At 60.4% G+C, this 26,415-nt stretch carries 21 protein-coding genes; 9 read left to right on the forward strand and 12 right to left on the reverse strand.

The window, feature by feature from the left end; all coding sequences use genetic code 11:
- Positions 1-159: 159 nt before the first annotated feature.
- The 4 genes from ACJ8IN_RS21810 to nagB all read right to left on the reverse strand — a co-directional run bounded on the left by ACJ8IN_RS21810 (position 160) and on the right by nagB (position 4,186).
- Positions 160-912 (reverse strand): HAD-IIA family hydrolase, encoded by a 753-nt coding sequence (locus ACJ8IN_RS21810; protein WP_004939957.1) that lies wholly within the window; start codon positions 910-912, stop codon positions 160-162.
- 67 nt (positions 913-979) lie between these two features.
- Positions 980-2,200 carry a DNA-binding transcriptional regulator NagC gene (gene nagC / locus ACJ8IN_RS21815; RefSeq protein ID WP_033637448.1) on the reverse strand — a complete coding sequence of 407 codons (1,221 nt, stop codon included), beginning with the start codon at positions 2,198-2,200 and terminating at the stop codon, positions 980-982.
- A gap of 27 nt (positions 2,201-2,227) precedes the next feature.
- Positions 2,228-3,367 carry an N-acetylglucosamine-6-phosphate deacetylase gene (nagA, locus tag ACJ8IN_RS21820; RefSeq protein ID WP_033647188.1) on the reverse strand — a complete coding sequence of 380 codons (1,140 nt, stop codon included), beginning with the start codon at positions 3,365-3,367 and terminating at the stop codon, positions 2,228-2,230.
- 18 nt (positions 3,368-3,385) lie between these two features.
- The gene (gene nagB / locus ACJ8IN_RS21825) at positions 3,386-4,186 is read right to left on the reverse strand and encodes a glucosamine-6-phosphate deaminase (RefSeq protein ID WP_004939952.1); all 801 of its coding nucleotides are present in this window, start codon (positions 4,184-4,186) and stop codon (positions 3,386-3,388) included.
- Positions 4,187-4,520: 334 nt separating this feature from the next.
- Here nagB and nagE point away from each other — a divergent pair, with 334 nt between their 5' ends.
- From nagE to ACJ8IN_RS21850, 5 genes are all read left to right on the forward strand, one after another.
- The gene (nagE, locus tag ACJ8IN_RS21830; RefSeq protein ID WP_308325520.1) at positions 4,521-6,557 is read left to right on the forward strand and encodes an N-acetylglucosamine-specific PTS transporter subunit IIBC; all 2,037 of its coding nucleotides are present in this window, start codon (positions 4,521-4,523) and stop codon (positions 6,555-6,557) included.
- Positions 6,558-6,797: 240 nt separating this feature from the next.
- Complete coding sequence (gene glnS / locus ACJ8IN_RS21835) at positions 6,798-8,462, forward strand: glutamine--tRNA ligase (RefSeq protein WP_060421789.1); 1,665 nt, start codon at positions 6,798-6,800, stop codon at positions 8,460-8,462.
- Between the two features lie 578 nt (positions 8,463-9,040).
- Positions 9,041-10,444, forward strand: coding sequence for a chitoporin ChiP (gene chiP, locus ACJ8IN_RS21840; protein ID WP_033655304.1), 1,404 nt, complete (start codon positions 9,041-9,043; stop codon positions 10,442-10,444).
- A gap of 47 nt (positions 10,445-10,491) precedes the next feature.
- Positions 10,492-10,818: a ChiQ/YbfN family lipoprotein gene (gene chiQ, locus ACJ8IN_RS21845; protein ID WP_004939944.1), complete on the forward strand. Its 327-nt coding sequence runs from the start codon at positions 10,492-10,494 to the stop codon at positions 10,816-10,818.
- Between the two features lie 13 nt (positions 10,819-10,831).
- The gene (locus tag ACJ8IN_RS21850; RefSeq protein WP_060421787.1) at positions 10,832-13,489 is read left to right on the forward strand and encodes a beta-N-acetylhexosaminidase; all 2,658 of its coding nucleotides are present in this window, start codon (positions 10,832-10,834) and stop codon (positions 13,487-13,489) included.
- A gap of 245 nt (positions 13,490-13,734) precedes the next feature.
- Here ACJ8IN_RS21850 and fur read toward each other — a convergent pair whose 3' ends face one another.
- The 4 genes from fur to ybfF all read right to left on the reverse strand — a co-directional run bounded on the left by fur (position 13,735) and on the right by ybfF (position 16,632).
- Positions 13,735-14,181 carry a ferric iron uptake transcriptional regulator gene (gene fur / locus ACJ8IN_RS21855; RefSeq protein WP_019454058.1) on the reverse strand — a complete coding sequence of 149 codons (447 nt, stop codon included), beginning with the start codon at positions 14,179-14,181 and terminating at the stop codon, positions 13,735-13,737.
- 329 nt (positions 14,182-14,510) lie between these two features.
- Positions 14,511-15,050: a flavodoxin FldA gene (gene fldA / locus ACJ8IN_RS21860; protein WP_025301862.1), complete on the reverse strand. Its 540-nt coding sequence runs from the start codon at positions 15,048-15,050 to the stop codon at positions 14,511-14,513.
- A 264-nt stretch (positions 15,051-15,314) separates the two neighbouring features.
- Positions 15,315-15,602: a LexA regulated protein gene (gene ybfE / locus ACJ8IN_RS21865; RefSeq protein ID WP_004939936.1), complete on the reverse strand. Its 288-nt coding sequence runs from the start codon at positions 15,600-15,602 to the stop codon at positions 15,315-15,317.
- Between the two features lie 256 nt (positions 15,603-15,858).
- Entirely contained in the window at positions 15,859-16,632 is a 774-nt protein-coding gene (gene ybfF, locus ACJ8IN_RS21870; RefSeq protein WP_077791435.1) for an esterase, read from the reverse strand.
- 224 nt (positions 16,633-16,856) lie between these two features.
- On the opposite strand from ybfF, the gene seqA reads away from it, so the two are divergent.
- The 4 genes from seqA to ACJ8IN_RS21890 all read left to right on the forward strand — a co-directional run bounded on the left by seqA (position 16,857) and on the right by ACJ8IN_RS21890 (position 20,245).
- Entirely contained in the window at positions 16,857-17,399 is a 543-nt protein-coding gene (seqA, locus tag ACJ8IN_RS21875) for a replication initiation negative regulator SeqA (protein ID WP_033637454.1), read from the forward strand.
- Positions 17,400-17,475: 76 nt separating this feature from the next.
- On the forward strand, positions 17,476-19,119 hold the full coding sequence (gene pgm, locus ACJ8IN_RS21880) for a phosphoglucomutase (alpha-D-glucose-1,6-bisphosphate-dependent) (protein ID WP_033638690.1): 1,644 nt from the start codon (positions 17,476-17,478) through the stop codon (positions 19,117-19,119).
- 191 nt (positions 19,120-19,310) lie between these two features.
- Positions 19,311-19,946: a PadR family transcriptional regulator gene (locus tag ACJ8IN_RS21885; protein WP_041033880.1), complete on the forward strand. Its 636-nt coding sequence runs from the start codon at positions 19,311-19,313 to the stop codon at positions 19,944-19,946.
- Positions 19,946-20,245, forward strand: a complete 300-nt coding sequence (locus tag ACJ8IN_RS21890) for a DUF3861 domain-containing protein (protein ID WP_033637457.1) — start codon at positions 19,946-19,948, stop codon at positions 20,243-20,245. The genes ACJ8IN_RS21885 and ACJ8IN_RS21890 overlap by 1 nt, the downstream gene beginning before the upstream one ends.
- Positions 20,246-20,272: 27 nt before the next feature.
- Here ACJ8IN_RS21890 and kdpE read toward each other — a convergent pair whose 3' ends face one another.
- The 4 genes from kdpE to kdpB form a co-directional block, all read right to left on the reverse strand.
- Positions 20,273-20,962, reverse strand: coding sequence for a two-component system response regulator KdpE (gene kdpE / locus ACJ8IN_RS21895; protein ID WP_033637458.1), 690 nt, complete (start codon positions 20,960-20,962; stop codon positions 20,273-20,275).
- Between the two features lie 16 nt (positions 20,963-20,978).
- On the reverse strand, positions 20,979-23,675 hold the full coding sequence (gene kdpD / locus ACJ8IN_RS21900) for a two-component system sensor histidine kinase KdpD (RefSeq protein WP_033637459.1): 2,697 nt from the start codon (positions 23,673-23,675) through the stop codon (positions 20,979-20,981).
- 73 nt (positions 23,676-23,748) lie between these two features.
- Positions 23,749-24,318, reverse strand: a complete 570-nt coding sequence (kdpC, locus tag ACJ8IN_RS21905; RefSeq protein ID WP_033638691.1) for a potassium-transporting ATPase subunit KdpC — start codon at positions 24,316-24,318, stop codon at positions 23,749-23,751.
- A gap of 18 nt (positions 24,319-24,336) precedes the next feature.
- On the reverse strand, positions 24,337-26,406 hold the full coding sequence (gene kdpB, locus ACJ8IN_RS21910) for a potassium-transporting ATPase subunit KdpB (RefSeq protein ID WP_308325521.1): 2,070 nt from the start codon (positions 26,404-26,406) through the stop codon (positions 24,337-24,339).
- Positions 26,407-26,415: the final 9 nt, after the last annotated feature.

Raw genomic sequence — 26,415 nt, forward strand, 5'->3', positions numbered from 1 at the left:
TTCGCCTGCCGGCAATATCAGCTATTGGCGGGGCGTAAGGTTATAATGAGGGTTTTTAGCGCGGGCAGGCTGAAACCTTTTGCGGCCATGAACGAATTAAATTCAAACTGCGGCCAGGAAGAGGGAAATAATGGCGGCCGGGCAGCCGCCATAAATGCATCAGAAAATAGTGATATCGGCAACGGAAGGGTAGACGTAGCTCGGGCGGAAAGGCATGGTTTCGATGTCGCTCAGCGTGGAGACGCCGGACAGCACCAGCACGGTTTCCAGGCCGGCCTGGAAGCCCGCCAGAATGTCGGTGCGCAGGTTGTCGCCGACGATCACCGTCTCTTCCGAGTGCGCCTGCATTTTGTTCAATGCGGCGCGAATGATCCACGGGCTGGGCTTGCCGACGTAAAACGGCTTGCGGCCGGTGATCTTCTCGATGGGGGCGCACAGCGCGCCGCAGGCCGGCGAGAAGCCGTGGCCGTGGCTATCCGGGTTGGTGGCGATAAAGCGCGCGCCGTTACTGACGAAGTAGGCGGCCTTGTGCATCATGTCCCAGTTGTAAGAGCGGGTTTCCCCGACGATCACGAAATCCGGGTTGATGTCGGTGATGGTGAAACCGGCTTTGTACAGCTCATGGATCAGCGCGCCTTCGCCGACCACGTAGGCTTTTTTGCCTTCCTGGCGGCGCAGGAAATCGGCGGTGGCCATCGCCGAGGTATAGAACGCGCTCTCCGGCACTTCCAGCCCGGCGGCGGCGAAGCGGTTCGCCAGATCCTGCGCGGTCTGTGACGGGTAGTTGGTCAGCACCACCAGCGGCATGCCTTGTTCCTGGATGCGCGCCAGGAACAGATCGGCGCCGGGCACCGGCGTATTGTCATGCAGCAGCACGCCGTCGATATCGCATATAACGTTTTTGATTTTCATTTGTCGCTGTTTCTCATGATTACGGCAGGCAAGGGGTGACGATAACACACCTGCCAGAAGCGGCGGATCAGCTTTCCAGCAATCGCTGCAAGAGCACGCCGTTGAGCATCGCGCGTTTGGCCAGGGCGAAAGCGCCGATCGCCGAGCGATGATTGAGTTCGGAGGTCACCACCGGCAGATTCTTGCGGAAGTCCTTCAGCACCTGGGTATTGATGCAGCTCTGGATCGCCGGCAGTAGCACTTTGTCCGCTTCGGTGATCTCACCGGCGATCACCACCTTCTGCGGATTGAACAGGTTGATGGCGATGGCTACCGCCTTGCCCAGATAGCGGCCGACGTGTTCGATCACTTCGCTGGCCAGCAGATCGCCGCGGTTGGCGGCCTTGCAGATGGCGTTGATGCCGCAGTCTTCCAGCGTCAGTTTGCTCGGGTAGCCCTGGCTCAGCAGCTGGCGCACGCGCTGTTCGATCGCCGCGTTGGCGGCCACCGTTTCCAGGCAGCCGAAGTTGCCGCAGTGGCAGCGTTCGCCGAGCGGATCGATCTGGATATGGCCGATCTCGCCGACGTTGCCGTTGTTGCCGAGAAAAATCTGCCCGTTGACGATGATGCCGGCGCCGGTGCCGCGGTGCAGGCGCACCAGAATCGAGTCTTCGCAGTCGCGGGTGGCACCGAAGTAGTGCTCCGCCAGCGCCAGGCTGCGGATGTCGTGGCCGACGAAGCTGGTGACGTTGAAGCGCTGCTGCAGGTTGTCCACCAGCGCCCAGTTGCTGACGCTGATGTGCGGCATGTAGCGCACCACGCCCAGCGCCGGATCCACCAGGCCGGGCAAGATCACCGCGATGGCGATCAGCTCGCGCAGGCGGCGCTGATTCGCTTCGATGAATTGGGCGATGGCGGCGAACAGCGCATTCTCCAGCGTTTCCTGGGTGCGTTCCGGCAGCGGATAGTGTTCTTCGCCGAGCGATTTGCCGCTCATGTCATACAGGGTGATGGTGGCGTCGTGGCGGCCGAGACGCACCGCGACGGTATGGAAATGACGGGTTTCCGACACGATGGAGATCGCGCGGCGGCCGCCGGTGGAGGCTTGCTGATCGACTTCTTTGATCAGCCCGCGCTCCAGCAGCTGGCGAGTAATTTTGGTGACGCTGGCGGGGGCAAGCTGGCTGAGTTCGGCAATTTGAATGCGCGAGATCGGGCCCTGCTGGTCGATCAGGCGGTAAACTGCCGCGCCGTTAAGTTGTTTGACTAAGTCAACGTTCCCTATTTGTGCTTGTCCGCCGGTGCTCATCAATAATGTTACTCGCTGTTCATTGAATTAAACCTCGTTACCGTTAACGAGCGTTTTGGTGATTTTAAAATCACGGGTGAAGGCGGTCAGGTTAGCCACCTTGCCGGCTTCGATGGTGCCCAGACGGTGCTCGACGCCGATGGCGCGCGCCGGGTACAGCGTCGCCATGCGCAGCGCTTCGTCTAGCGCGATGCCGATATGTTCGACGCTGTTTTGCACCGCTTCGATCATGGTCAGCGCGGAACCGCTCAGGGTGCCGTTCTCATCCACGCACAGCCCATCCCGATAGTATATTGTTTTACCGGCGAAAATAAATTGGTCAATATCTGCACCTGCCGGTGCGGTCGCGTCGGTGACCAATACCAATTTATCACCTTTCAGGCGTTTGGCGTTACGGATACTCGCCCAGGCCACGTGATGGCCGTCGGCGATGATGCCGGTATAGACCTCCGGCGTGTCGAAGATCGCCCCCATCAGCCCCGGTTCGCGGCCGGTGATATACGGCATGGCGTTGTACAGGTGGGTGGCGAAGCTGATGCCGGCGGCGAAGCCGGTGCGCGCCTGATCGTAGGTGGCGTTCGAGTGGCCGGCGGAGACCACGATGCCGGCCTCGGTCAGCTGCTTGATAACGTGCGGCTCAACCATCTCCGGCGCCAGCGTCACCTTGGTGATCACGTCGGCGTTGGCGCACAGGTAATCGATCATGTCCTGCGTTGGCTTGCGAATGAACGCCGGGTTATGGGTGCCTTTTTTCACCGGGCTGAGGTACGGCCCTTCCAGGTGCAGGCCGAGCGCCTGGTTTTGGTGCTTTTTCAGATAGGCGCGCATCACCTCGACGCTGTGCTTCATGAATTCGTCGCTGCTGGTGATCAGCGTCGGCAGATAGCTGGTGCAGCCGGATTTCTCGTTGGCGCGCTGCATGATCTCCAGCGTTTCTTCCGAAATCGCTTCCAGCGAATCGTTGAACTGTACGCCGCCGCAGCCGTTCAGCTGCACGTCGATAAGCCCGGGGGCCAGGATGGCGCCACCCAGGTCGCGCGTTTCGATGCCGGCGGGCAATTCAGCCGCCGGGCAGACTCTCTCGATCAGCCCATCAGCGATAATGACTGCATGGTCATCAAGTACGTCGTGGCCGGTATAGATTCGGCCGTGGGTTAAAGCGAACATCGTAGCCCCCTGCAAAGATTAAAGACTTTTCACGCTTTCCGCTTCTAACTCGCGGAAATATTTGACGGTTTTGACTTTCAGTTCCATGGTGGCCGGTTCGTCGCACACCACCACCGCTTTGGCGTGCAACTGCAGGCAGCTGATGGTCCACATGTGGTTGATGTTGCCTTCCACCGCGGCCTCCAGCGCCTGCGCCTTGGCGTGGCCGGTCACCAGGATCATTACTTCTTCCGCGTCCAGCAGCGTACCCACGCCGACGGTCAGCGCATATTTCGGCACCAGGCTGACGTCGCCGCCGAAGAAGCGCGAGTTAGCGATGCGGGTGTCTTCGGTCAGCGTTTTGATGCGGGTGCGCGAAGCCAGGGACGAAGCCGGTTCGTTGAACGCGATATGGCCGTCGATGCCCACGCCGCCCATGAACAGGTTAATTTTGCCGTAAGACTTGATCTTCTCTTCGTACTGGCGGCACTCGGCGTCGACATCCGCGGCGTTGCCGTTCAGCAGGTTGATATTTTCACGAGGGATATCAACGTGGTCAAAGAAGTTGCGGTACATGAAGGTGTGGTAGCTTTCCGGGTGTTCCTGCGGCAGGCCAACGTACTCGTCCATGTTGAAAGTCACAACATGCTTAAAGCTTACTTCACCTGCTTTGTGCATCGCAATCAGATGTTTGTAGGCTTCCAGTGGCGTGCCGCCGGTAGGCAGGCCGAGGACAAACGGGCGCTCTGCGGTTGGCTTGAATGCGTTGATGCGTTGAACGATATGACGCGCGGCCCATTTGCCGACTTGTGCGGTATCTTTCAGTGGGATAAGTCTCATCTAACACCTCTTGGGATAAGTAAACTAAAGCTATACTGTACGGGCCTGCGGGAGTCCTAAGCGTAACCCAGCTTTATGATTCTCGCGTGAATCGTCCGTTCGGTTGATTTTTTGAATGATAAAATAAGTTTTGTGTGATGGCCAGCAATCCGGGAGGGAAAGACTACTTTTTGGTGATATTTATCACAAAAAGGGAGGTTTTAATTTGCGATACAAAATAAATTTTTTACACTCGGCATGAGTGATACGTGCCATGCGTTGTTTCTAAAAAGGTAGTGAGAGCTCCAAATAAACTACTAATAGGGTCCGTCCGCGGACAACATAGGGGGAAAAGGTGAACATTCTTAGTTATTTGCAAAAGGTGGGACGGGCGCTGATGGTGCCGGTCGCCACGCTGCCCGCCGCCGCCATCTTGATGGGCGTCGGGTACTGGATTGACCCTGTTGGTTGGGGCGGCGACAACGCGCTCGCCGCTTTCTTCATTAAATCCGGCTCCGCTATCATCGACAACATGTCGGTGTTGTTCGCTATCGGCGTGGCCTACGGCATGTCCAAAGACAAGGACGGCGCCGCCGCGTTAACCGGCTTCGTCGGCTTCCTGGTGCTGACCACCCTCTGTTCACCGGCCGCCGTGTCGATGATTCAGAAGATCCCGCTCGATCAGGTGCCTGCCGCGTTCGGCAAGATCCAGAACCAGTTCGTCGGTATTCTGGTGGGTATCATCTCCGCCGAAGTGTACAACCGCTTCAGCGGCGTCGAGCTGCCTAAGGCGCTGTCGTTCTTCAGCGGCCGCCGCCTGGTGCCGATCCTCATTTCCTTCCTGATGATCCTGGTCGCTTTCATTCTGATGTACATCTGGCCGGTGATCTTCAACGGTCTGGTGAACTTCGGTGAACACATTCAGAAAATGGGTTCGGTCGGCGCCGGCATTTACGCCTTCTTCAACCGTCTGCTGATCCCGGTCGGCCTGCACCACGCGCTGAACTCGGTATTCTGGTTCGACGTGGCCGGCATCAACGATATTCCTAACTTCCTCGGCGGCCAGCAGTCAATCGAAGCCGGTAAAGCGGTTGTTGGCATCACCGGCCGTTATCAGGCGGGCTTCTTCCCGATCATGATGTTCGGTCTGCCGGGGGCAGCGCTGGCCATCTATCACTGCGCGCGTCCTGAAAACAAAGCCAAAGTGGCGGGCATCATGCTGGCGGCCGCGTTCGCCGCCTTCTTTACCGGCATCACCGAACCGCTGGAGTTCTCCTTCATGTTCGTGGCGCCGGTGCTGTACGTGATCCACGCCGTGCTGACCGGTATCTCGGTGTTCATCGCCGCCAGCATGCACTGGATCGCCGGTTTCGGCTTCAGCGCCGGGCTGGTGGATATGGTGCTGTCGTCCCGCAACCCGCTGGCGACCCACTGGTACATGCTGATCCCGCAGGGCTTGGTGTTCTTCGTCATCTACTACGTGGTGTTCCGCTTCACCATCAAGAAATTCAGCCTGATGACCCCGGGCCGCGAACTGGCGGTTGCGGGTGACGAAACCGACGGTTATGACGTCAACGTCGACAGCAACGCCGGTAAAGACGAAAACGAAACCACCACGCTGGCCCGTCGCTACGTCGGCGCGATCGGCGGTTCCGACAACCTGACCGGCATCGATGCCTGCATCACCCGCCTGCGTCTGAACGTGAAAGACTCCGCGCTGGTGAACGACGCCTTGGCGAAACGCCTCGGCGCATCCGGCGTTATCCGCCTGAACAAGCAGAGCGTGCAAGTGATCGTCGGCACCCGTGCTGAACTTATCGCCAGCGCAATGCGCAACGTGATTGCAGCTGGCCCGGTAGCGGCTGCGGCGGCCCCGGCGGCGGCCCCTGCCGCGGAAGCCAAACCGCAGGCGGTGCCGAACGCGCCGAAAGCCGCGTTTGAAACGCTGGTGGCGCCGGTGACCGGTGAAGTCGTGGCGCTCGATCAGGTGCCGGACGAAGCTTTCGCCAGCAAGGCGGTAGGCGACGGCCTGGCGATTCGCCCGACCGACAACATCGTCGTGGCGCCGGCGGACGGCACCGTGGTGAAAATCTTCAATACCAACCACGCGTTCTGCCTGGAAACCGACAAGGGTGCCGAGATCGTGGTGCACATGGGGATCGACACCGTCGCGCTGGAAGGCCAGGGCTTCAAACGCCTGGTGGAAGAGGGCGCGGAAGTGAAAGCCGGTCAACCGATTCTGGAACTGGATCTGGATTATCTCAACGCCAACGCGCGTTCGATGATAAGCCCGGTGGTGGTCAGCAACTCTGACGACTACGCCGGCCTGGCGGCGCTGGCCAACGGCTCGGTGGTCGCCGGTCAGACCAAGCTATACGAGATCCAAAAGTAAGGCCGTTTTTACCTGAGTAGTACCGGGGGCCGGCCACGCATCATGGCGGAGTTTGCCCCGATTTGGCGGGAAGAGAGCGATCTCTTCCCGCTTTTTTTATCCCGTTTCGCCCCACGGCGGTGCGCTGCGCGCCGAGGGGGCAATGCGCCGCATTTTTCGTGCAACAAACGGTTGTTTCCAGACGTGGCTTGTTGGATCATAGGCGGTTATGTGTAGCGCTTTGCATTGAGGAACAGTGAAATGAGTGAGGCTGAAGCCCGCCCAACCAATTTTATCCGTCAGATCGTCGATGAAGATCTGGCGTCGGGGAAACACACGTCGGTACATACCCGCTTCCCGCCGGAGCCTAACGGCTATCTGCATATCGGCCACGCCAAGTCCATCTGCCTGAACTTCGGCATCGCCAAGGACTATCAGGGCCAGTGCAACCTGCGTTTCGATGACACCAACCCGGTGAAAGAAGACATCGAGTTCGTGGAGTCAATCAAGCACGACGTGGAGTGGCTGGGCTTTGAGTGGAGCGGCAACGTTCGTTACTCCTCAGACTATTTCGATCAGCTGCACCAGTATGCGGTCGAGCTGATCACCAAGGGGCTGGCCTACGTCGATGAGCTGTCGCCGGAGCAGATCCGTGAATATCGCGGCACCCTGACCGCGCCGGGCAAAGACAGCCCGTACCGCGATCGCAGCGTGGAAGAGAACCTGGCGCTGTTCGAGAAGATGCGCAACGGCGAGTTCGCCGAAGGCGCCGCCTGCCTGCGCGCCAAGATCGATATGGCTTCGCCGTTTATCGTGATGCGCGATCCGGTGCTGTACCGCATCAAGTTCGCCGAACACCACCAGACCGGCAATAAATGGTGCATCTACCCGATGTACGATTTCACCCACTGCATTTCCGATGCGCTGGAAGGGATCACCCATTCGCTGTGTACCCTGGAATTCCAGGATAACCGCCGTCTGTATGACTGGGTGTTGGATAACATCACCATTCCTTGCCACCCGCGTCAGTACGAGTTTTCGCGCCTCAACCTCGAATACGCCATCATGTCGAAGCGCAAGCTGCACCAGCTGGTGGCCGAGAAGATCGTCGAAGGCTGGGACGACCCGCGGATGCCAACCGTCTCCGGTCTGCGCCGCCGTGGTTATACCGCCGCCTCGATTCGCGAGTTCTGCCTGCGCATCGGCGTGACCAAGCAAGACAACAACGTCGAGATGGTGGCGCTGGAATCCTGCATCCGCGACGATCTGAACGAGAACGCCCCGCGCGCCATGGCGGTGCTGGATCCGGTGAAAATCGTCATCGAGAACATGGGCGATGCGGTGGAAATGGTCACCATGCCTAACCATCCGAACAAGCCGGAAATGGGCAGCCGCGACGTGCCGTTCAGCCGCGAGATCTATATCGATCGTGCCGACTTCCGCGAAGAAGCCAACAAGCAGTACAAGCGCTTGGTGCTGGGCAAGGAAGTGCGTCTGCGCAATGCGTACGTGATCAAGGCCGAGCGCGTCGAGAAGGACGAGGCGGGCGAGATCGTCACCATCTTCTGCAGCTACGATGCGGAAACGTTGAGCAAAGATCCTGCCGACGGCCGCAAGGTGAAGGGCGTGATCCACTGGGTGTCCGCGGCGCACGCGCTGCCAGCGGAAATTCGCCTGTACGATCGCCTGTTCAGCGTGCCTAACCCGGGCGCGGCGGAAGATTTCCTCTCCACCATCAACCCGGAATCGCTGGTGATCAAGCACGGCTTCGTCGAGCCGAGCCTGGCGGCCGCACAGCCGGAGAAAGCCTATCAGTTCGAGCGTGAAGGTTACTTCTGCGCCGACAGTCGCTATTCGTCGGCCGAGCATCTGGTGTTTAACCGCACCGTCGGCCTGCGCGACACCTGGGCGAAAATCGAGGGCTAATCTTATTAGCCTCGAAAATTAATGAATCAGCGCGGCTTAGGCCGCGCTTTTTTTTGCCTGTGGTTTCACCTGCGATCTATTCCTCTCTGATTTTAACCGGAGCGCGTTTAATTAATCACGGCGCATTAACCCATAAGCTTTCTGATATGGGCCTTGTTAGTCTTAATGTTTACTTATATATTCGTGATGCGAATTAATTTCATTTAGAGAGCGCTTTCAATTTTTATCGCCTGACTGACGGATTTAGTCAGGCTGAAACCATTAATCGTCTCTGGTTGACCTTGTATCTCAATTTATTCTGATTTAATTGAATTTTTTATTCGACACCTTCCATGATAACCGGCGTAACAAAATCTCACTGATATGTGCTCCTTGTCATACTTTGACAAATCTCCCGCATTTTTCATTTGATAATTCGCGTCGCGAAAAATAGTCTGTCTGTAGCAATTAGTGCTGTGGGAATAACATCTCGTCGGCAATATTTTTTACCCGTTCGGGTTTTTTATTGGCAGTCGTGCAGGGCAGTGGTGAACACAGGCGGCTGCAACTTTTAAGTTAAGTCAAAGAGGAATTTCAATATGGGTACGCACGGTGCTCAGCGTAAAACGCTGGCGCTCGCAGTCGCGGGCGCGCTGTTGGGAACAGGGTTTGCCATGGCGCCTGAGGCGAAAGCCGCAGGGTTTATCGATGATTCCACGCTGACCGGCGGCATCTATTACTGGCAACGTGAGCGCGACCGTAAAGATCTCAATCCGGACAGCAAGGATTACAACCAATATACCACCAACCTGTCGCACTCCACCGCCAACCTGAGCCTGGATTTCGCTTCGGGCTACGCCTGGGATATGTTCGGTCTGGACGTCGGTGCCTTCACCGCCATCGAGCTGGCGGAATCCAGCGCCAGCGGCCACCCGAACGAGATCGCGTTTTCCTCGAAAAACCGGACCTACGACGAAGACTATTCCGGTGACAAGGGCGGCATCAGCCTGTACAAAGCCGCCGCCAAATTCAAATACGGCCCGGTCTGGGCGCGCGCCGGCTATATTCAGCCGAGCGGCCAAACCCTGCTGGCGCCACACTGGAGCTTTATGCCGGGCACCTATCAGGGGGCCGAAGCCGGCGCCAAGTTCGACTACGGCGATGCCGGCGCGTTGAGCTTCTCCTACATGTGGGCCGACAAATACAAGGCACCGTGGCATATCGAGGTGGACGACTTCCGCCAGAACGACAGGAAAACCCGCGTCTCCTACCTGCACTCGCTGGGCGCCAAATACGATTTCAAAAACGATCTGGTGCTGGAAGCCGCCTTCGGCCAGGCGCAGGGATACGTGAATCAATACTTCACTAAAGCGTCTTACAAATTCGATCTGCTGGGCAACCCGCTGACCACCAGTTACCAGTTCTACGGTGCGGAAGACCGCATCAGCGACAAGAACGATCCAAACAGCATCTACGACGGCCTGGCCTGGCTGCAGGCGCTGACCTTCGGTTACACCACCGGGCAGTTCAACTGGCGTCTGGAAGGCACCATGGTCAAGGCGGAAGGCAACCAGGGCTTCTTCCTGCAGCGCATGACCCCAACCTACGCCTCATCCAACGGCCGCCTGGACGTGTGGTGGGACAACCGCTCCGACTTTAACGCCAACGGCGAGAAAGCGGTGTACGCCGGCGTGATGTATGACCTCAGCAACTGGAACCTGCCGGGCATGGCGGTCGGCGGCTCCTACGTTTACGCCTGGGACGCCAAGCCGAGCACCAACCCGATCTACGATCAGAGCCAGCGCCTGAAAGAGAGCGCCTGGAGCCTGGACGCGATGTACACCATCCAGGAAGGGCGCGCCAAGGGCACGCTGATCAAGCTGCACTACACCCAGTATGACAACCACACCAACATCCCGAGCTGGGGCGGCGGTTACGGCAACATCTTCCAGGACGAGAAAGACGTCAAGTTCATGGTCATCGCGCCATTCACCATCTTCTGATGCGTTCCCCGGCCTCACCGCCGGGGGCAAGTTAAGGGAATTCAACGATGAAAAAAATCATGCTGATGTTGGCGGCCGCCGCGGCCTTGAGCGCCTGCGCGCAACCCGCCGCGCCGCCGGAAGACGCCAAATTGAAGCAGGCTTACAGCGCCTGCATCAACACCGCCGAAGGTTCGCCGGAGCGTCTGCAGCCCTGCAAGGCGGTGCTGAACGTGCTGAAGCAAGAGAAGCAGCACCAGCAGTTCGCCGCGCAGGAAACGGTGCGGGTGATGGATTATCAGAACTGCATTATGGCGGTTCACAGCGGCAACGGTCAGGCTTACGACGCCAAGTGCGGCAAGCTGTGGCAAGAAATTCGCGATAACAATAATTAAGAAGGACAAGAACATGAACGCATTCAAACTGAGCGCATTAGCCGCTTTGACGGCAACGATGGGATTCCTGGGCGGCATGGGACACGCCATGGCCGATCAACAGCTGGTGGATCAACTGAGTCAGCTGAAGCTGAACGTGAAAATGCTGGATAACCGCGCCGGCGAAAACGGCGTGGATTGCGCGGCGCTGGGCGCCGACTGGGCCTCTTGCAACCGGGTGTTGTTCACCCTCAGCAACGACGGCCAGGCGATCGACGGCAAAGACTGGGTCATCTATTTCCACAGCCCGCGCCAGACCCTGCGGGTGGACAACGACCAGTTCAAGATAGCTCACCTCACCGGCGATCTGTACAAGCTGGAGCCGACCGCCAAATTCAGCGGGTTCCCGGCCGGTAAGGCGGTGGAAATTCCAGTGGTGGCCGAATACTGGCAGCTGTTCAGAAACGACTTCCTGCCGCGCTGGTATGCCACGTCCGGCGACGCCAAGCCGAAAATGCTGGCGAATACCGATACCGAAAATCTGGATCAGTTCGTGGCGCCGTTCACCGGCGACCAGTGGAAGCGCACCAAGGACGACAAAAACATTCTGATGACGCCGGCTTCGCGCTTTGTCAGCAATGCCGATCTGCAGACGCTGCCTGCCGGCGCGCTGCGCGGCCAGATCGTGCCGACGCCGATGCAGGTGAAAGTGCACGCGCAGGACGCCGATCTGCGTAACGGCGTGGCACCGGATCTGAGCACGCTGGTCAAGCCGGCGGCGGACGCCGTCAACCAGCGCTTTGCGCTGCTGGGCGTGCCGGTTCAGGCCAACGGCTATCCTATCAAGACCGACATTCAGCCGGGCAAGTTTAAAGGCGCGATGGCGGTGTCAGGCGCCTATGAGTTGAAAATCGGCAAGAAAGAGGCGCGAGTGATCGGTTTCGATCAGGCCGGGGTGTTCTACGGGCTGCAGTCGATCCTGTCGTTAGTGCCGAGCGACGGCAGCGGCAAGATCGCCACGCTGGACGCCAGCGATGCGCCGCGCTTCGAGTATCGCGGCATTTTCCTCGACGTGGCGCGCAACTTCCATAAGAAGGACGCGGTGCTGCGCCTGCTGGATCAGATGGCGGCCTACAAGCTCAACAAATTCCACTTCCACCTGAGCGATGACGAAGGCTGGCGCATCGAGATCCCCGGTTTGCCTGAGCTGACGGAAGTCGGCGGCCAGCGCTGCCACGATCTGAGCGAAACCACCTGCCTGCTGCCGCAGTACGGCCAGGGGCCGGACGTCTACGGCGGCTTCTTCAGCCGTCAGGACTATATCGACATCATCAAATACGCCCAGGCGCGCCAGATTGAAGTGATCCCGGAGATCGACATGCCGGCGCACGCCCGCGCCGCGGTGGTCTCGATGGAAGCGCGCTATAAAAAGCTGCATGCCGCCGGGAAAGAGCAGGAGGCCAACGAATTCCGCCTGGTGGATCCGACCGATACCTCCAACACCACCTCCGTGCAGTTCTTTAACCGCCAGAGCTACCTGAACCCGTGCCTGGACTCTTCCCAGCGCTTTGTCGACAAGGTGATCGGCGAAATTGCCCAGATGCATAAAGAAGCCGGCCAGCCGATCAAGACCTGGCACTTCGGCGGCGACGAAGCGAAAAATATTCGCCTGGGCGCCGGCTATACCGACAAGGCGAAACCGGAGCCGGGCAAAGGCATCATCGATCAGAGCAACGAAGACAAGCCGTGGGCCAAGTCGCAGGTGTGCCAGACGATGATCAAAGAAGGCAAGGTGGCCGACATGGAGCACCTGCCGAGCTACTTCGGCCAAGAGGTCAGCAAGCTGGTGAAGGCGCACGGCATCGACAGAATGCAGGCCTGGCAGGACGGCCTGAAAGACGCCGAGAGCGCGAAGGCGTTCGCCACCTCGCGCGTGGGCGTCAACTTCTGGGATACCCTGTACTGGGGCGGTTTCGATAGCGTCAACGACTGGGCCAACAAAGGGTATGAAGTGGTGGTTTCCAACCCGGACTATGTCTATATGGACTTCCCTTACGAGGTGAACCCGGACGAGCGCGGTTACTACTGGGGCACCCGCTTCAGCGACGAGCGCAAGGTGTTCAGCTTTGCGCCGGACAACATGCCGCAGAACGCGGAAACCTCGGTCGACCGCGACGGCAACCCCTTCAGCGCCAAGAGCGACAAGCCGTGGCCGGGCGCCTACGGGCTGTCCGCTCAGCTGTGGAGCGAAACCCAGCGCACCGATCCGCAGATGGAATACATGATCTTCCCACGCGCGCTGTCGGTGGCGGAACGCGCCTGGCACCGCGCCGGTTGGGAGCAGGACTATCGCGCCGGCCGCGAATACAAAGGCGGGGAAACCCACTTTGTCGATACCAAGGCGCTGGAGAAAGACTGGCTGCGCTTCGCCAATATTCTGGGCCAGCGTGAACTGGCCAAGCTGGACAAAGGCGGCGTCGCTTACCGTCTGCCGGTGCCGGGCGCGCGCGTAGCGGGCGGCAAGCTGGAGGCGAATATCGCGCTGCCGGGATTGGGCATCGAGTATTCCACCGACGGCGGCAAGCAGTGGCAGCGCTATGACGCCAAGGCCAAACCGGCGGTTTCCGGTGACGTTCAGGTGCGTTCGGTCAGCCCGGACGGTAAACGCTACAGCCGCGCCGAGAAGGTTTAAGCCCGGTGCAACGGTCTGCTGCCCTGGCGGCGGCCGTATAACAAAGGGGGAATGCGTTCGCCCGCGCGTGTCGGCGTAGGGCGGACGTTGTAGTGAGAGTAGTACGTGGAGTCGCTGTGCCGCTGCAATTGTGATATTTCATGACATGATTTTCCCCCGGCTTGTCCGGGGGTTTTTTTGCCCGTTGCACGGCGGGCATAAAAAAACCGCCTCGGCGTGAGGCGGTTTTTCATAGCCGGTCAGGCTTATTTCTTGTCGTGCAGCGTTTCGTCTTCGCGGCAGTCACCGGTTTCACAGTGGCCGTACAGGTACAGGCTGTGGTTGGTGAGCTTGATGCCGTGCTGCTTGGCGATATCACGCTGGCGCACTTCGATGGATTCGTCGCTGAATTCGATCACTTTGCCGCAGTCCAGGCAAATCAGGTGATCGTGGTGATGCTGTTGGGTCAGCTCGAACACGGACTTGCCGCCTTCGAAATTGTGACGTGTCACAATGCCCGCATCGTCAAACTGGTTCAGTACGCGATAAACCGTTGCCAGCCCGATCTCTTCGCCCATATCAATCAGTTTTTTGTACAAATCTTCCGCACTGACGTGATGGCATTCCGGATTTTGCAGTACTTCCAGGATTTTGAGTCGCGGAAGCGTGACTTTTAAGCCGGCCTTCTTCAATGCGATGTTGTTGTCGGTCATGCGAATTCAGTCCTGTTACTATGCTAATCAAGTTGAGGCGTACTCGCCTGTGGCATCGGTCGGCACAAAGAGTTAATGCGTCTCATTATAGAACCGGTTGTACTAAATAGAAACCGCCGGTTGTTAACAAAGATATAATTGCACTATTGCATGTTTTGCATGCAACGCCTTGATGGATGGGATAAACCGATATCTCAGTCTACCGTGACGGGGTGGGAAGTTACAAATCTGTAGCTTCTATCGCAGCAATCCCTGCTGCCGATGACGGCCCTGTGGGCACACTATGCACTTTACAGGGCCTTTGTTCAACCTTTCGCCAGTGCCGGGGCTTAGCCGACGATATCGGCCAGGCTCAGCTCTTCGACGATCTGTTTGACCCAGGCGTCCACGCGCTCGTTGGTCAGCTCCGGCTGGCGGTCTTCGTCGATCGCCAAACCGATGAAGTGATCGTCGTCCGCCAGGCCTTTGGAGGCCTCGAAGTGGTAGCCCTTGGTCGGCCAGTGGCCCACGATGGCCGCGCCGCGCGGTTCGATGATGTCGCGGATGGTGCCCATCGCGTCACAGAAGTATTCCGCGTAGTCTTCCTGGTCGCCGCAGCCGAACAGCGCCACCAGTTTGCCGTTGAAGTCGACTTCTTCCAGCGTCGGGAAGAAATCATCCCAGTCACACTGTGCTTCACCGTAGTACCAGGTCGGGATACCCAGCAGCAGGATATCGAACCCTTCCAGGTCTTCTTTGCTGCTTTTAGCGATGTCATGCACTTCAGAGACGTCGTCGCCAAACTGTTTCTGGAGAATTTTCTGGATCATTTTGGCAATGTTTTCGGTATTGCCAGTGTCGCTGCCAAAGAAAATGCCTACAGTAGCCATATCGCGTATAACCTTTAAATTCAAGTAATTGCATTACTCGACGCCGGCACTGCCGCCGCTGACGCCGATTAAAATGATGCCATGGCAAGAGCCTTTCGCCTCCGGGGCGGGCGCCGACAGGCGCAGTCTCTAGCCGGTAAATGCGTATCATGCCAGAAAGTGGCGCCGGGGTTTTATCGCATTTATGCGATGCCGGAGAATGAAGAAAAGCGTGGTCGATCCGGCGTTGTCCTTAACGCCGCGCCGCGCGTGCGGCCGAAGAGATCAATGTTCCGGCTGTTCTTCCGCCAGTTGCGCCAACAGCATCTGCTCGATGAGTTCGCTGCGGCTGATGTTGCGCTGTTCCGCCAGTTTGTTCAGGGCGTCCACCGCATCCGCGTTGATTTTCAGCTCTACGCGCCGCAATCCACGCACTTTATCGCGCCGTAACTGATTGCGCTTATTGATTCTAAGCTGTTCATCGCGGGAGAGCGGGTTGGTTTTCGGGCGCCCCGGACGGCGTTCATCTGCGAACAGATCCAGCGTCGTGCGATCCGTTTGTTCTTTTGCCATAGGTAGCGGTACTGCAAGGGAGTTTGCATCAAAAAGCGCTCGCACGCTTCCGGAGGCATCGGTTAACACACTTCGGGCCAATAAACCCTAACCCAAATTCACCCCCGAACCGGCGTTCGTGAACGCGCTGGCGCGGCGGCAAAATTATAGCGCGCCATATTACCCCAGCAGATGGAGCGGCGACAATGCCTAACTGCGGGCTAAACGCGCTAAGCCGTTATCTTTAGCGCGTTTTTTCGCCAGGAAAGCGTGTTTTTCAGGCTTCGTCGAGGAAACGGTGGATGGCGCGCAGCACCGCTTCCGGTTTTTCGGCGTGCACCCAATGGCCGGTGCCGGCGACGACGTGCGCGCGAGCCTGCGGGAACTGGCGGGCGATGTCCGCACGATAGCTGTCCTGCACATACGGCGACAGGCCGCCGCGAATGAACAGGGTCGGGTGCGGCCAGGCCGGGACTTCCTGCCAGCCGGTGATGTCTTCGTAGCGTGCGATCAGCACCGGCAGGTTGAAGCGCCATTCGCCGTTGTGGAAGGACTTCAGCAGGAACTGGATCACGCCTTCTTCCTGCAGGTAGTCGCGCATCAGCTCGGCGGCCGCCTGGCGCTGGGTGATGCCGGCGGCGCTGACGGCCTTCAGCGCGGCGAAGATCTCGTCGTGGCGGCGGGTCTGGTAATTCACCGGCGCGACGTCGATAACGATCAGCCTGGCGACGCGCTCGGGCGCGATGGCGGTCAGCGCCATCGCCGCTTTGCCGCCCATCGAATGGCCGATGACGATCGCTTTCTCCAGCTGCAGTTCGTCGAGCAGCGCCAGCAGATCCTGCGCCATGGCGGGGTAGTTCATGTCGTCGGCGCGCGGGGAGAGGCCGTGATTGCGCAGATCTACCTTGATCACCGTGTGCTGTTTATGCAGATCGCGTGCCAGCACGCCCAGGTTGTCCAGATTGCCGAACAGCCCGTGGATCAGCAGCACCGGCAGCGCGTCTGACTCGGCGGCCAGCAGTTGATAATGTAATTTCATGGCGAAGTTCATACTGAGAGAGATTCAGATTAGGGTATCATGATTGAATCGCACGATGAATCATGCGGAATTTTCGCGGCGCGGGCTTGGCAGTGCCGGCTATAGGTATTAGTCTGCATTTGCCGTCCGGAGGCACATTGTTGTGTTCGCCCCAGCGCTTTTAACCTTATAATCCCATGGCTTGAATGCAGGATCTGGCTTCAGGTTCTAAGTAGAAAAAACAGTATTGGATAAAGATGAAAACTATTGAAGTCGACGAAGAGCTTTACCGTTATATTGCCAGCCACACGCAACACATCGGTGAAAGCGCGTCCGATATTTTACGCCGCATGTTGAAATTCACCGCCGGGCAGCCGGTGCGCGCGTTGCCTGCCGCCAGTGCCCCGCAGTCCGTCGAGCTGGAAAAAGCGGCGCCGGCGCAGCGTCCGCGCGATCGCGTGCGCGCCATGCGTGAGCTGCTGTTATCGGATGAATACGCCGAGCAGAACAAAGCGGTCAACCGTTTCATGCTGGTGCTGTCCACGCTGTACACCCTCGATGCCGCCGGTTTCGCCGCCGCCACCGAGGCGTTGACCGGCCGTACCCGCACCTATTTCGCCGGCGATCAGCAGACCCTGCTGGCCAACGGCACGCATACCAAGCCGAAGCATGTACCGGGCACCCCTTACTGGGTGATCACCAATACCAATACCGGCCGCAAACGCAGCATGATCGAACACATCATGCAGGCGATGCAGTTCCCAGCGGAACTGATCGAGAAAGTTTGCGGTACCGTCTAATTTAGCGAACAGCCCGTCATGCTGGCCGTGCGCGACGTATTGCCCGGTCACCGACAGGGATGAGGGAGATATGTCGATGGCGAATAATCCACGTGCCGGGCAGCCCGCCCGCCAAAGCGATCTGATCAACGTAGCCCAGCTGACGTCGCAGTACTATGTGCTGCAACCTGAAGCCGGCAATGCCGCACACGCGGTGAAGTTTGGCACCTCCGGCCACCGCGGCAGCGCGCAGCGCCACAGCTTCAACGAAGCGCACATCCTCGCCATCGCTCAGGCGATCGCCGAAGTTCGTCATCAGCAGGGCACCACCGGCCCGTGCTACGTGGGCAAAGATACCCATGCGCTGTCTGAGCCGGCCTTCATTTCCGTGCTGGAAGTGCTGACCGCCAACGGCGTCGATGTGATCGTGCAGGAAAATAACGGTTTCACGCCAACGCCGGCGGTATCGCACGCCATTCTGTGCCACAACCGCCGCGGCGGCGCGCAGGCCGACGGCATCGTCATTACGCCGTCCCACAACCCGCCGGAAGACGGCGGCATCAAATACAATCCGCCGAACGGCGGCCCGGCTGACACCAACCTGACGTCGGTGATCGAGAAGCGCGCCAACGAACTGCTGGCGCAGCAGCTGAAAGGCGTTCAGCGCCAGTCGCTGGACAAGGCCTGGAACAGTGGCCACCTGCACGCCAAAGACCTGGTGCAGCCTTATGTCGAAGGCCTGGTTGAGGTGGTCGACATGCCGGCCATTCAACGCGCCGGCCTGAAGCTGGGCGTGGATCCGCTCGGCGGCTCCGGCATCGCCTATTGGCAGCGCGTGGCGGAACACTACAAGCTGGATCTGACGCTGGTGAACGATTCCATCGATCAGACCTTCCGCTTTATGCACCTGGATCACGACGGCATCATCCGCATGGACTGCTCGTCCGAGTCGGCGATGGCCGGCCTGCTGGCGCTGCGCGACAAATTCGATCTGGCGTTCGCCAACGATCCGGATTACGACCGCCACGGCATTGTCACGCCGAAAGGCCTGATGAACCCGAACCACTATCTGGCGGTAGCCATCAACTACCTGTTCCAACATCGCCCGCAGTGGGGCGCCGATGTCGCAGTCGGTAAAACGCTGGTGTCCAGCGCGATGATCGACCGCGTGGTGGCCGACCTGGGCCGCAAGCTGGTGGAAGTGCCGGTCGGTTTCAAATGGTTTGTGGACGGCCTGTTCGACGGCAGCCTGGGCTTCGGCGGCGAAGAGAGCGCCGGGGCTTCGTTCCTGCGCTTCAACGGCCAGCCGTGGTCGACGGACAAAGACGGCATCATCATGTGCCTGCTGGCGGCTGAAATCACCGCGGTAACCGGTGAGAACCCGCAGCATCACTATGACGATCTGGCCAAGCGTTTCGGTGCGCCGAGCTATAACCGCATCCAGGCGCCGGCAACCCATGCGCAGAAAGCGGCGCTGTCCAAGCTGTCGCCGGAGATGGTCAAGGCCAGTACGCTGGGCGGGGATCCGATCACCGCACGTTTGACCGCGGCGCCGGGTAACGGCGCCTCGATCGGCGGGCTGAAAGTGATGACCGACAACGGCTGGTTCGCGGCCCGTCCTTCCGGTACCGAAGAGGCTTACAAGATCTATTGCGAGAGCTTCCTCGGCGCGGAACACCGCGAGAAGATTGAGCATGAAGCGGTCGAAATCGTCAGCGAAGTGCTGGCTTCCGCCAAGTAATCACTTTCCCTGATTGATAAAAAGCGCTGTTTTTACAGCGCTTTTTTTATGCCTTCAATTTAGATATATCTTTTTATCGGTGCGCGCTTGCGCATTTAGATATATCGATCTAGATTAGCGTTATCGACGCTGTTTAGATATATCTAAACAACCTCGTATTGATGTTCACTGTTAAAGCGAGGTATCACCCTATGTTTCATCGATTAGGTTTACACCGGCATCACCATCATGAATGTGAAGAGGGCCGCCGTCATCGCGGCGGGCGCCATCATTTCGGCGGCGACGGCGAAGAGCACGGCCGGGGTGGGCGCGGCGGCCGGGGCGGGCGTCATCGTCTGTTCGAACACGGCGATCTGCGCCTGGTGCTGCTGGCGCTGGTGGCGCGCAAGCCCAGCCACGGCTATGAGCTGATCAAGGCGATCGAGGAAGCCTCTTCCGGCCTGTACGTGCCGAGCCCGGGGGTGATTTACCCCACGCTGACGCTGCTGGAAGAGCAGGATTTCCTTGAGCCGCTCACCACCGGCAACGGCCGCAAAAGCTACCGCATCACCGCGGCGGGCGAGGGCGAGCTGCAAAAGCATCAACAGGTGGTTGACGTCATTCTGGCGCGCCTGGCGGGCGCCGGCCGCGAGCATCATCGGCACGGCAACCTGGCGGAAGGCATCTACGACGCCATGAACCGCCTGCGCAGCCTGCTGCGCGGCAACGTGATGCGCGCCGATCTTACGCCGCAGCAGGTGGAGCGCATCAACGCCGCGTTGCTGACCGCCGTGGCGGCGATCGAAAGTGAAATGCATATTCAACCCACGCAGCAGGAGAAGAACTGATGCCCGGCCACCGTTTTACTATTACCGTTGAAGCCCTGAGCGATCGCCAGGGCAATCCCGTCGCGAAAGCGCCGCTGAGTTTTGAAGTGACCAACCACGACGATATTCTCGAGATCGTCGAGCGCATCCGGGCGCGTGACGATCTGAACTTCGGCCCCGAGCAGAGCGCGGCCTTCGCCGTAGGCTTGAAGCTGTTCTCCGAAGTGATGATCGAAAACCGCAAACACCCGGTGTTCGCTCCGCTGCGCGATGCGTTTAAGGAATTTATGGTCGGATTGAAGAAAGGCCCGGCGGCGTAAAGGCGCGGCACACCGCGCCCGCCGGGGTTAAGGCATGAAGCGGTAGCCGACGCCGGTTTCGGTCAGCAGGTGTTTGGGCCGGGCCGGATCGGCTTCCAGCTTCTGCCGCAGATGGCCCATGTAGATGCGCAGGTAGTGGCTGTGCTCCACGTAGTTCGGCCCCCAGACGTGGCTCAACAGCTGACGTTGGGTGATCACCTTGCCGGCGTTGGCCAGCAGTTCCGCCAGCAGGCGAAACTCGATCGGCGTCAGGTGCAAATCTTCGTCGTTGCGCAGCACCCGGCGATTCACCAGATCGACGGTGATCGCTGAAAAACTCACCAGCGGGCTTTCCTGCTGGCTGGCGGAGTGGCGGCGCAGCGCGACCCGCACCCGCGCCAGCAGCTCGCCGATGCCGAACGGCTTGCTGAGGTAGTCGTCGGCGCCGGCGTCCAGTGCGGCGATCTTGTCCTCCTCGGCGTTGCGTGCCGACAGCACGATCACCGGAATGGCGCTCCACTGCCGCAGATCGCGGATGTAACTCAGCCCGTCGCCATCCGGCAACCCCAAATCAAGGATGATCAGATCCGGTTTGCGCGTGCCGGCTTCAATCAGCCCGCGCTGCAGCGTTTCACTTTCAAACACCCGCAGGCCTTCGCTCTCCAGCGCGGTGCGCACGAAGCGGCGGATCTCTTTTTCATCTTCAACAATCAGAATGTTGGTTGGCGTTATGCTCACGTTTCCCCTGCGTTGATTACAGATCGAAGGCGTCACCGTCGATCTCGGGCGGTTTTTCCAGCGGCAGCACGAAGCGGAAGCTGGCGCCGCCGTTGGCGCCGTTTTCCGCCCAGATGCGGCCATCATGCACTTCAATAATGGCACGGCAAATCGCTAACCCCAAGCCGACGCCGGGGATCGCCGACTCTTTATTGCCGCGTGAAAACTTGTCGAAAATCAGCTGCAGCTGATCGGCGGGGATGCCGGGGCCGTTATCCCAGACCTCGACTTCCAGCCACTCGGGCAGCGTGCGGGCGCGAATGCCGATGGTGGCCTCGGCGCCGGCGTATTTATTGGCGTTTTCCAACAGGTTGGTGAACACCCGTTCCAGCAGGCTGCCGTCGCAGTTGACCAGGATCTGTTCCGGCGGCAGCTCGACCACGATCGGATGCTGGCTGAGCAGCGGCTCCAGCATGTGCAGCGAGGCGCCGACGATCTCTTCCAGCGACTGCCACTCTTTCCGCAGGCTGAAACCGCCGGACTGGATGCGCGCCATATCCAGCAGGTTGTTCACCAGCCGGGTGGTGCTCAGCACCTGCTGGCGGATCTGGCTGGCCTGGGTGGCGTGATTGGAGCCCTCGGCCGCCAGGTCCAGCGTGAGGATTTCCGCCTGGCCGAACAGCACGGTCAGCGGCGTGCGCAGATCGTGCGACAGCGCCGCCAGCAGCGAGTTGCGCAGCTGTTCGCGCTCGGCGTCCAGCTTGGCTTCTTCGGCGCTGCGCGCCAGGTGCAGCCGCTCCAGCGCGCTGGCGATCAGCACCGCGAAGGTCTGCAGCAGCCGCTGCTGTTCCGGCACCATCAGCTGGCGCAGGTTGTTGGGCTCGATCGCCAGCAGGCCGAAGGTCTGCTTGGGGGTATTGAGCGGCAGCAGCTGGTAAGGCACGCCGGGCAGGGTGTCGGTGCCGGCACCTGCCGGCAGGCCTTTGTCGAAGCTCCAGCGCGCGATGGCCTCGTCTACCGACAGCAGCCCGCCTTCCTCGCCAACCATCTGTTGCAGGCGGCCGTCTTCCTGCGGCAGCAGCAGCACGGTTTTCGCCTGGAAACTGCTGGAGAGGAAATGACGGCTGGTGTTGGCGATGTCGGCCACGGTCAGCGCGCGGCTCAGCCCGCGCGACATTTCGTACAGGTGACGCGCCCGCTGCTCGCGGTAGCGCGCCACCCGGGCCTGATAACGCACCCCGGCGGTCAGGTTGCCGATGATGATGCCGACGGCGAGCATCACGCCGAAGGTCAGCAGATACTGCATATCGCTGACGGCGAACGACCATTCGGGCTGGACGAAGAACAGATCGAAGCTGGCGACGTTGATCACCGCCGCCAGCACCGACGGCCAGCGGCCGAAGAACAGCGCGACGATCGCCACGCCGAGCAGATAGATCATCACCAGGTTGGCCTGATCGAAGCCCGGCAGCAGCCACTGCGAGAGCAGGGTGATCAGCGCGCACAGCGCCACCGCCACCGCGCAGCCGCGCAGCTGCATGCGCCATTTCTCATTGAAGCTGCGGCCGTCGTGCTCCTTGCCCGGCGGCGGCTGCGCGGCGTCGTTCTCCAGCGCCACGATCACCAGATCGAGATCCGGGCCCAGCCGGCCGAGGCGATCGGCGAAGCTGCCGCGCAGCTTCCAGCGCTGTTCGCTGCGGCGGCCGATGATGATTTTGCCGAGGTTATGCTCGCGGGCGTAGCGCAGCACCGCGCGCTCTTCGGACGGATCGGCCAGGGTGGCGGTTTCTGCCCCCAGCTCCTGCGCCAGCCGCAGCGCGCGCAGAATGGCGCGGCGCTGGTTTTCCGGCAGCCGGTGCAGCTTGGGGGTTTCCACATAGACCGCATGCCAGTGGCAGCCAAGCCGCGCCGCCAGTCGGGCGGCGATGCGCACCAGCTTTTCGTTGCCGCTGTTGTGGCCGACGCACAGCAGAATGCTGTCGCGGGTATGCCACACTTTCTCGCGCCCCTGGGTATCGCGAAACTCGCGCATCTGATCATCGACCCGATCGGCGGTGCGGCGCAGCGCCAGCTCGCGCAGGGCGATCAGGTTGCCTTTGCGAAAGAAGTGCTCGATGGCGCGCTCGGCCTGACCGGGAATATACACTTTGCCTTCGTGCAGCCGCCGGCGCAGATCGTCCGGCGGCAGATCGACCAGCACCACTTCGGCGGCTTCGTCAAACACGTGGTCGGGCACCGTTTCGCGCACCCGCACGCCGGTCACGCCGCCCACGACGTCGTTCAGGCTTTCCAGATGCTGCACGTTGACGGTAGTCAGCACGTCGATGCCGGCGTCCAGGAGCTCTTCCACATCCTGCCAGCGTTTGGGGTGGCGCGAACCCTGGGCGTTGCTGTGCGCCAGTTCGTCCATCAGCACCAGCGCCGGGTGGCGCGCCAGCGCAGCGTCGAGATCGAATTCATGCACCAGCCGGCCGCGATGCTGGATGCGTTTTTGTGGCAGCAGCGACAGGCCGTCGAGCAGGGCGGCGGTCTCGCTGCGGCCGTGGGTTTCCACCACGCCGACCAGCACGTCCAGCCCCTGAGCGCGCAAACGCTGGGCCTCCTGCAGCATGGCGTAGGTTTTGCCCACGCCGGCGCAGGCGCCGAAGAATACCTTCAACCGGCCGCGCGGTTTTTCATTGGCCAGCGCCAGCAGGCTATCGGGATCGGGGCGCTGCTGCTCTTCTTCGACCATGACAATTCCTTGTGTTACCAAGCAAAAAGGGGTTCGGCATGCCGAACCCTATCACTATGCTGAATACGGCGCGTTACTTCAACGCATCCAGCGCCAGGTTCAGCTTCAGCACGTTGACCACCGATTCCCCCATGAAGTTGGGCGTGGCCCGATCGGTATTGTCTTCGATCAGTTTGGCGACCTGTTCCGGCGGCAGATGACGCGCCGCCGCGACCCGCGCCAGCTGATATTGCGCGGCGGCGATCGAGATCTGCGGATCCAACCCGCTGCCGGAGGCGGTCAGCAGATCGACCGGGATCGGGCCGCTCATTGCCGGGTTGGCCTGGCGCAGCTGCGCTGCGCGTTCGGCGATAGCCTTATCCAGCGCCGGGTTGGTGGCCGCCAGGTTGCTGCCGGCGGAGGCCTGTGGATTATAGGCCGAATCGCCGGTGGCCGACGGGCGGCCCCAGAAATAGTCGGCGCGCGTAAAGTTCTGGCCGATCAGTGCTGAGCCCACCGCCTTGTCGCCTTGGTACAGCAGCGAGCCGTTGGCCGCGGCCGGAAACAGCAGCTGCGCCAGCCCGGTGGTCAGCAGCGGATAGGCGATGCCGGTGATCAGCGTCAGCAAAATCAGCATCACCAGCGCAGGTCGTAAATAAGTCATGTTCATTTCCCTCAATGGTTAACCGGCGACGTGCAGCGCGACCAGGATCAGGTCGATCAATTTGATGCCGACGAACGGCACCAGCAGACCGCCGACCCCGTACAGCCACAGGTTGCGGCGCAGCAGGGCCGCGGCGCTCATCGGTTTATAGCTTACCCCTTTCAGCGCCAGCGGGATCAGGAACACGATCACCAGGGCGTTGAAGATCACCGCCGACATGATGGCGGAGGCGGGGGAGTGCAGGTGCATCACGTTCAGCGCGTTCAGCTGCGGGTAGGTGGCCGCGAACGCCGCCGGAATGATGGCGAAGTACTTGGCCACGTCGTTGGCGATGCTGAAGGTGGTCAGCGAGCCGCGCGTCATCAGCATCTGTTTGCCGATGTGCACCACTTCGATCAGCTTGGTCGGGTTGGAATCCAGATCGACCATGTTGCCCGCCTCTTTGGCGGCCTGGGTGCCGGAGTTCATCGCCACCGCCACATCGGCCTGCGCCAGCGCCGGGGCGTCGTTGGTGCCGTCGCCGGTCATCGCCACCAAACGGCCTTCTCCCTGATACTGGCGGATCAGCGCCAGCTTGGCTTCCGGCGTGGCTTCCGACAGGAAATCGTCCACCCCGGCTTCGGCGGCGATCGCCGCCGCGGTCAGCGGGTTATCGCCGGTGATCATCACCGTTTTGATGCCCATCTTGCGCAGTTCATTGAAGCGTTCCTTGATGCCGCCCTTGACGATATCCTTCAGCGCCACCACGCCCAGCACCCGGGCGCCTTCCGCCACCACCAGCGGCGTGCCGCCGGTGCGCGCCACGCTTTCCACCAGATCGTCCACCGCCCGCGGGAAGTGGCCCTGATTGGTTTCGACGTGGCGGCGAATGGCGTCCACCGCGCCTTTGCGGATCATGCGCTCCTGCACGTTGACGCCGCTCATGCGGGTCTGGGCGGAGAAGGGCACGAAGGTGGCGTTCAGCGCCTGCAGATCGCGTTCGCGCAGGTTGAAGCGCTGTTTGGCCAGCACCACGATGCTGCGGCCTTCCGGCGTTTCGTCCGCCAGCGAGGCCAGCTGCGCGGCGTCCGCCAGCTCTTGCTCTTTCACGCCCGGCGCCGGCAGGAACTCCGAAGCCTGGCGGTTGCCCAGCGTGATGGTGCCGGTTTTATCCAGCAGCAGCACGTCCACGTCGCCGGCGGCTTCCACCGCGCGGCCGCTGGTGGCGATCACGTTGGCGCCGAGCATGCGGCTCATCCCGGCCACGCCGATGGCGGACAGCAGGCCGCCGATAGTGGTGGGGATCAGGCAGACCAGCAGCGCGACCAGCACGGTGATGGTGACCACGCTGCCGCTGCCGGCCGCTTCCACGCTGTATTGCGAGAACGGGAACAGGGTGGCGGTGGCCAGGACGAACACGATGGTCAGCGCCACCAGCAGGATGGTCAGTGCGATCTCGTTCGGCGTTTTGCGGCGTTTGGCGCCTTCCACCATGGCGATCATGCGATCGAGGAAGGTTTCCCCCGGGTTGACGCTGCACTGCACCACCAGCCAGTCGGACAGCACGCGGGTGCCGCCGGTGACCGAGGAGAAGTCGCCGCCGGACTCGCGGATCACCGGCGCGGATTCGCCGGTGATGGCGCTTTCATCCACCGAGGCGCCGCCTTCCAGCACTTCGCCGTCGCACGGGATGGTATCGCCTGCTTCCACCAGCACGATATCGCCTTTGCGCAGGCTTTCGGCAGCCACTTTCTCCGTGGCGCCGTCGCGGCGCGGGCCGGCCAGCTTTTTCGCCCAGCTGGTTTTCTTGGTGCCCTTCAGGCTTTCCGCCTGGGCCTTGCTGCGCCCTTCGGCCAGCGCCTCAGCGAAGTTGGCGAACAGCACGGTGAACCACAGCCACAGGGCGACGCAGCCGGTGAAGGCGGCGGCGCCGTCGGTTTGGCCGGTGAGGATCGCCAGCCAGATGGCGGTGGTCAGAATGCTGCCGATATACACCACGAACATCACCGGGTTGCGCCATTGAACGCGAGGGTCCAGTTTTTTTACCGCATCGATCAGCGCGGTGCGCACCAGAGCCGGTTCAAACAGCGCGCGTTGTTTGCGAGTCATCTCTTATTC

The organism is Serratia sp. CY31944 (assembly GCF_052169175.1).
Classification (GTDB): Bacteria; Pseudomonadota; Gammaproteobacteria; order Enterobacterales; family Enterobacteriaceae; genus Serratia; species Serratia sarumanii.

What these genes read in the sequence shown, in the direction of transcription:
- ACJ8IN_RS21810 (WP_004939957.1), bottom strand. Translation starts at nt 912, where the DNA reads ATGAAAATCAAAAACGTTATATGCGATATCGACGGCGTGCTGCTGCAT.
- nagC (WP_033637448.1), bottom strand. Translation starts at nt 2,200, where the DNA reads ATGAGCACCGGCGGACAAGCACAAATAGGGAACGTTGACTTAGTCAAA.
- nagA (WP_033647188.1), bottom strand. Translation starts at nt 3,367, where the DNA reads ATGTTCGCTTTAACCCACGGCCGAATCTATACCGGCCACGACGTACTT.
- nagB (WP_004939952.1), bottom strand. Translation starts at nt 4,186, where the DNA reads ATGAGACTTATCCCACTGAAAGATACCGCACAAGTCGGCAAATGGGCC.
- glnS (WP_060421789.1), top strand. Translation starts at nt 6,798, where the DNA reads ATGAGTGAGGCTGAAGCCCGCCCAACCAATTTTATCCGTCAGATCGTC.
- chiP (WP_033655304.1), top strand. Translation starts at nt 9,041, where the DNA reads ATGGGTACGCACGGTGCTCAGCGTAAAACGCTGGCGCTCGCAGTCGCG.
- chiQ (WP_004939944.1), top strand. Translation starts at nt 10,492, where the DNA reads ATGAAAAAAATCATGCTGATGTTGGCGGCCGCCGCGGCCTTGAGCGCC.
- ACJ8IN_RS21850 (WP_060421787.1), top strand. Translation starts at nt 10,832, where the DNA reads ATGAACGCATTCAAACTGAGCGCATTAGCCGCTTTGACGGCAACGATG.
- fur (WP_019454058.1), bottom strand. Translation starts at nt 14,181, where the DNA reads ATGACCGACAACAACATCGCATTGAAGAAGGCCGGCTTAAAAGTCACG.
- fldA (WP_025301862.1), bottom strand. Translation starts at nt 15,050, where the DNA reads ATGGCTACTGTAGGCATTTTCTTTGGCAGCGACACTGGCAATACCGAA.
- ybfE (WP_004939936.1), bottom strand. Translation starts at nt 15,602, where the DNA reads ATGGCAAAAGAACAAACGGATCGCACGACGCTGGATCTGTTCGCAGAT.
- ybfF (WP_077791435.1), bottom strand. Translation starts at nt 16,632, where the DNA reads ATGAACTTCGCCATGAAATTACATTATCAACTGCTGGCCGCCGAGTCA.
- seqA (WP_033637454.1), top strand. Translation starts at nt 16,857, where the DNA reads ATGAAAACTATTGAAGTCGACGAAGAGCTTTACCGTTATATTGCCAGC.
- pgm (WP_033638690.1), top strand. Translation starts at nt 17,476, where the DNA reads ATGGCGAATAATCCACGTGCCGGGCAGCCCGCCCGCCAAAGCGATCTG.
- ACJ8IN_RS21885 (WP_041033880.1), top strand. Translation starts at nt 19,311, where the DNA reads ATGTTTCATCGATTAGGTTTACACCGGCATCACCATCATGAATGTGAA.
- ACJ8IN_RS21890 (WP_033637457.1), top strand. Translation starts at nt 19,946, where the DNA reads ATGCCCGGCCACCGTTTTACTATTACCGTTGAAGCCCTGAGCGATCGC.
- kdpD (WP_033637459.1), bottom strand. Translation starts at nt 23,675, where the DNA reads ATGGTCGAAGAAGAGCAGCAGCGCCCCGATCCCGATAGCCTGCTGGCG.
- kdpC (WP_033638691.1), bottom strand. Translation starts at nt 24,318, where the DNA reads ATGACTTATTTACGACCTGCGCTGGTGATGCTGATTTTGCTGACGCTG.
- kdpB (WP_308325521.1), bottom strand. Translation starts at nt 26,406, where the DNA reads ATGACTCGCAAACAACGCGCGCTGTTTGAACCGGCTCTGGTGCGCACC.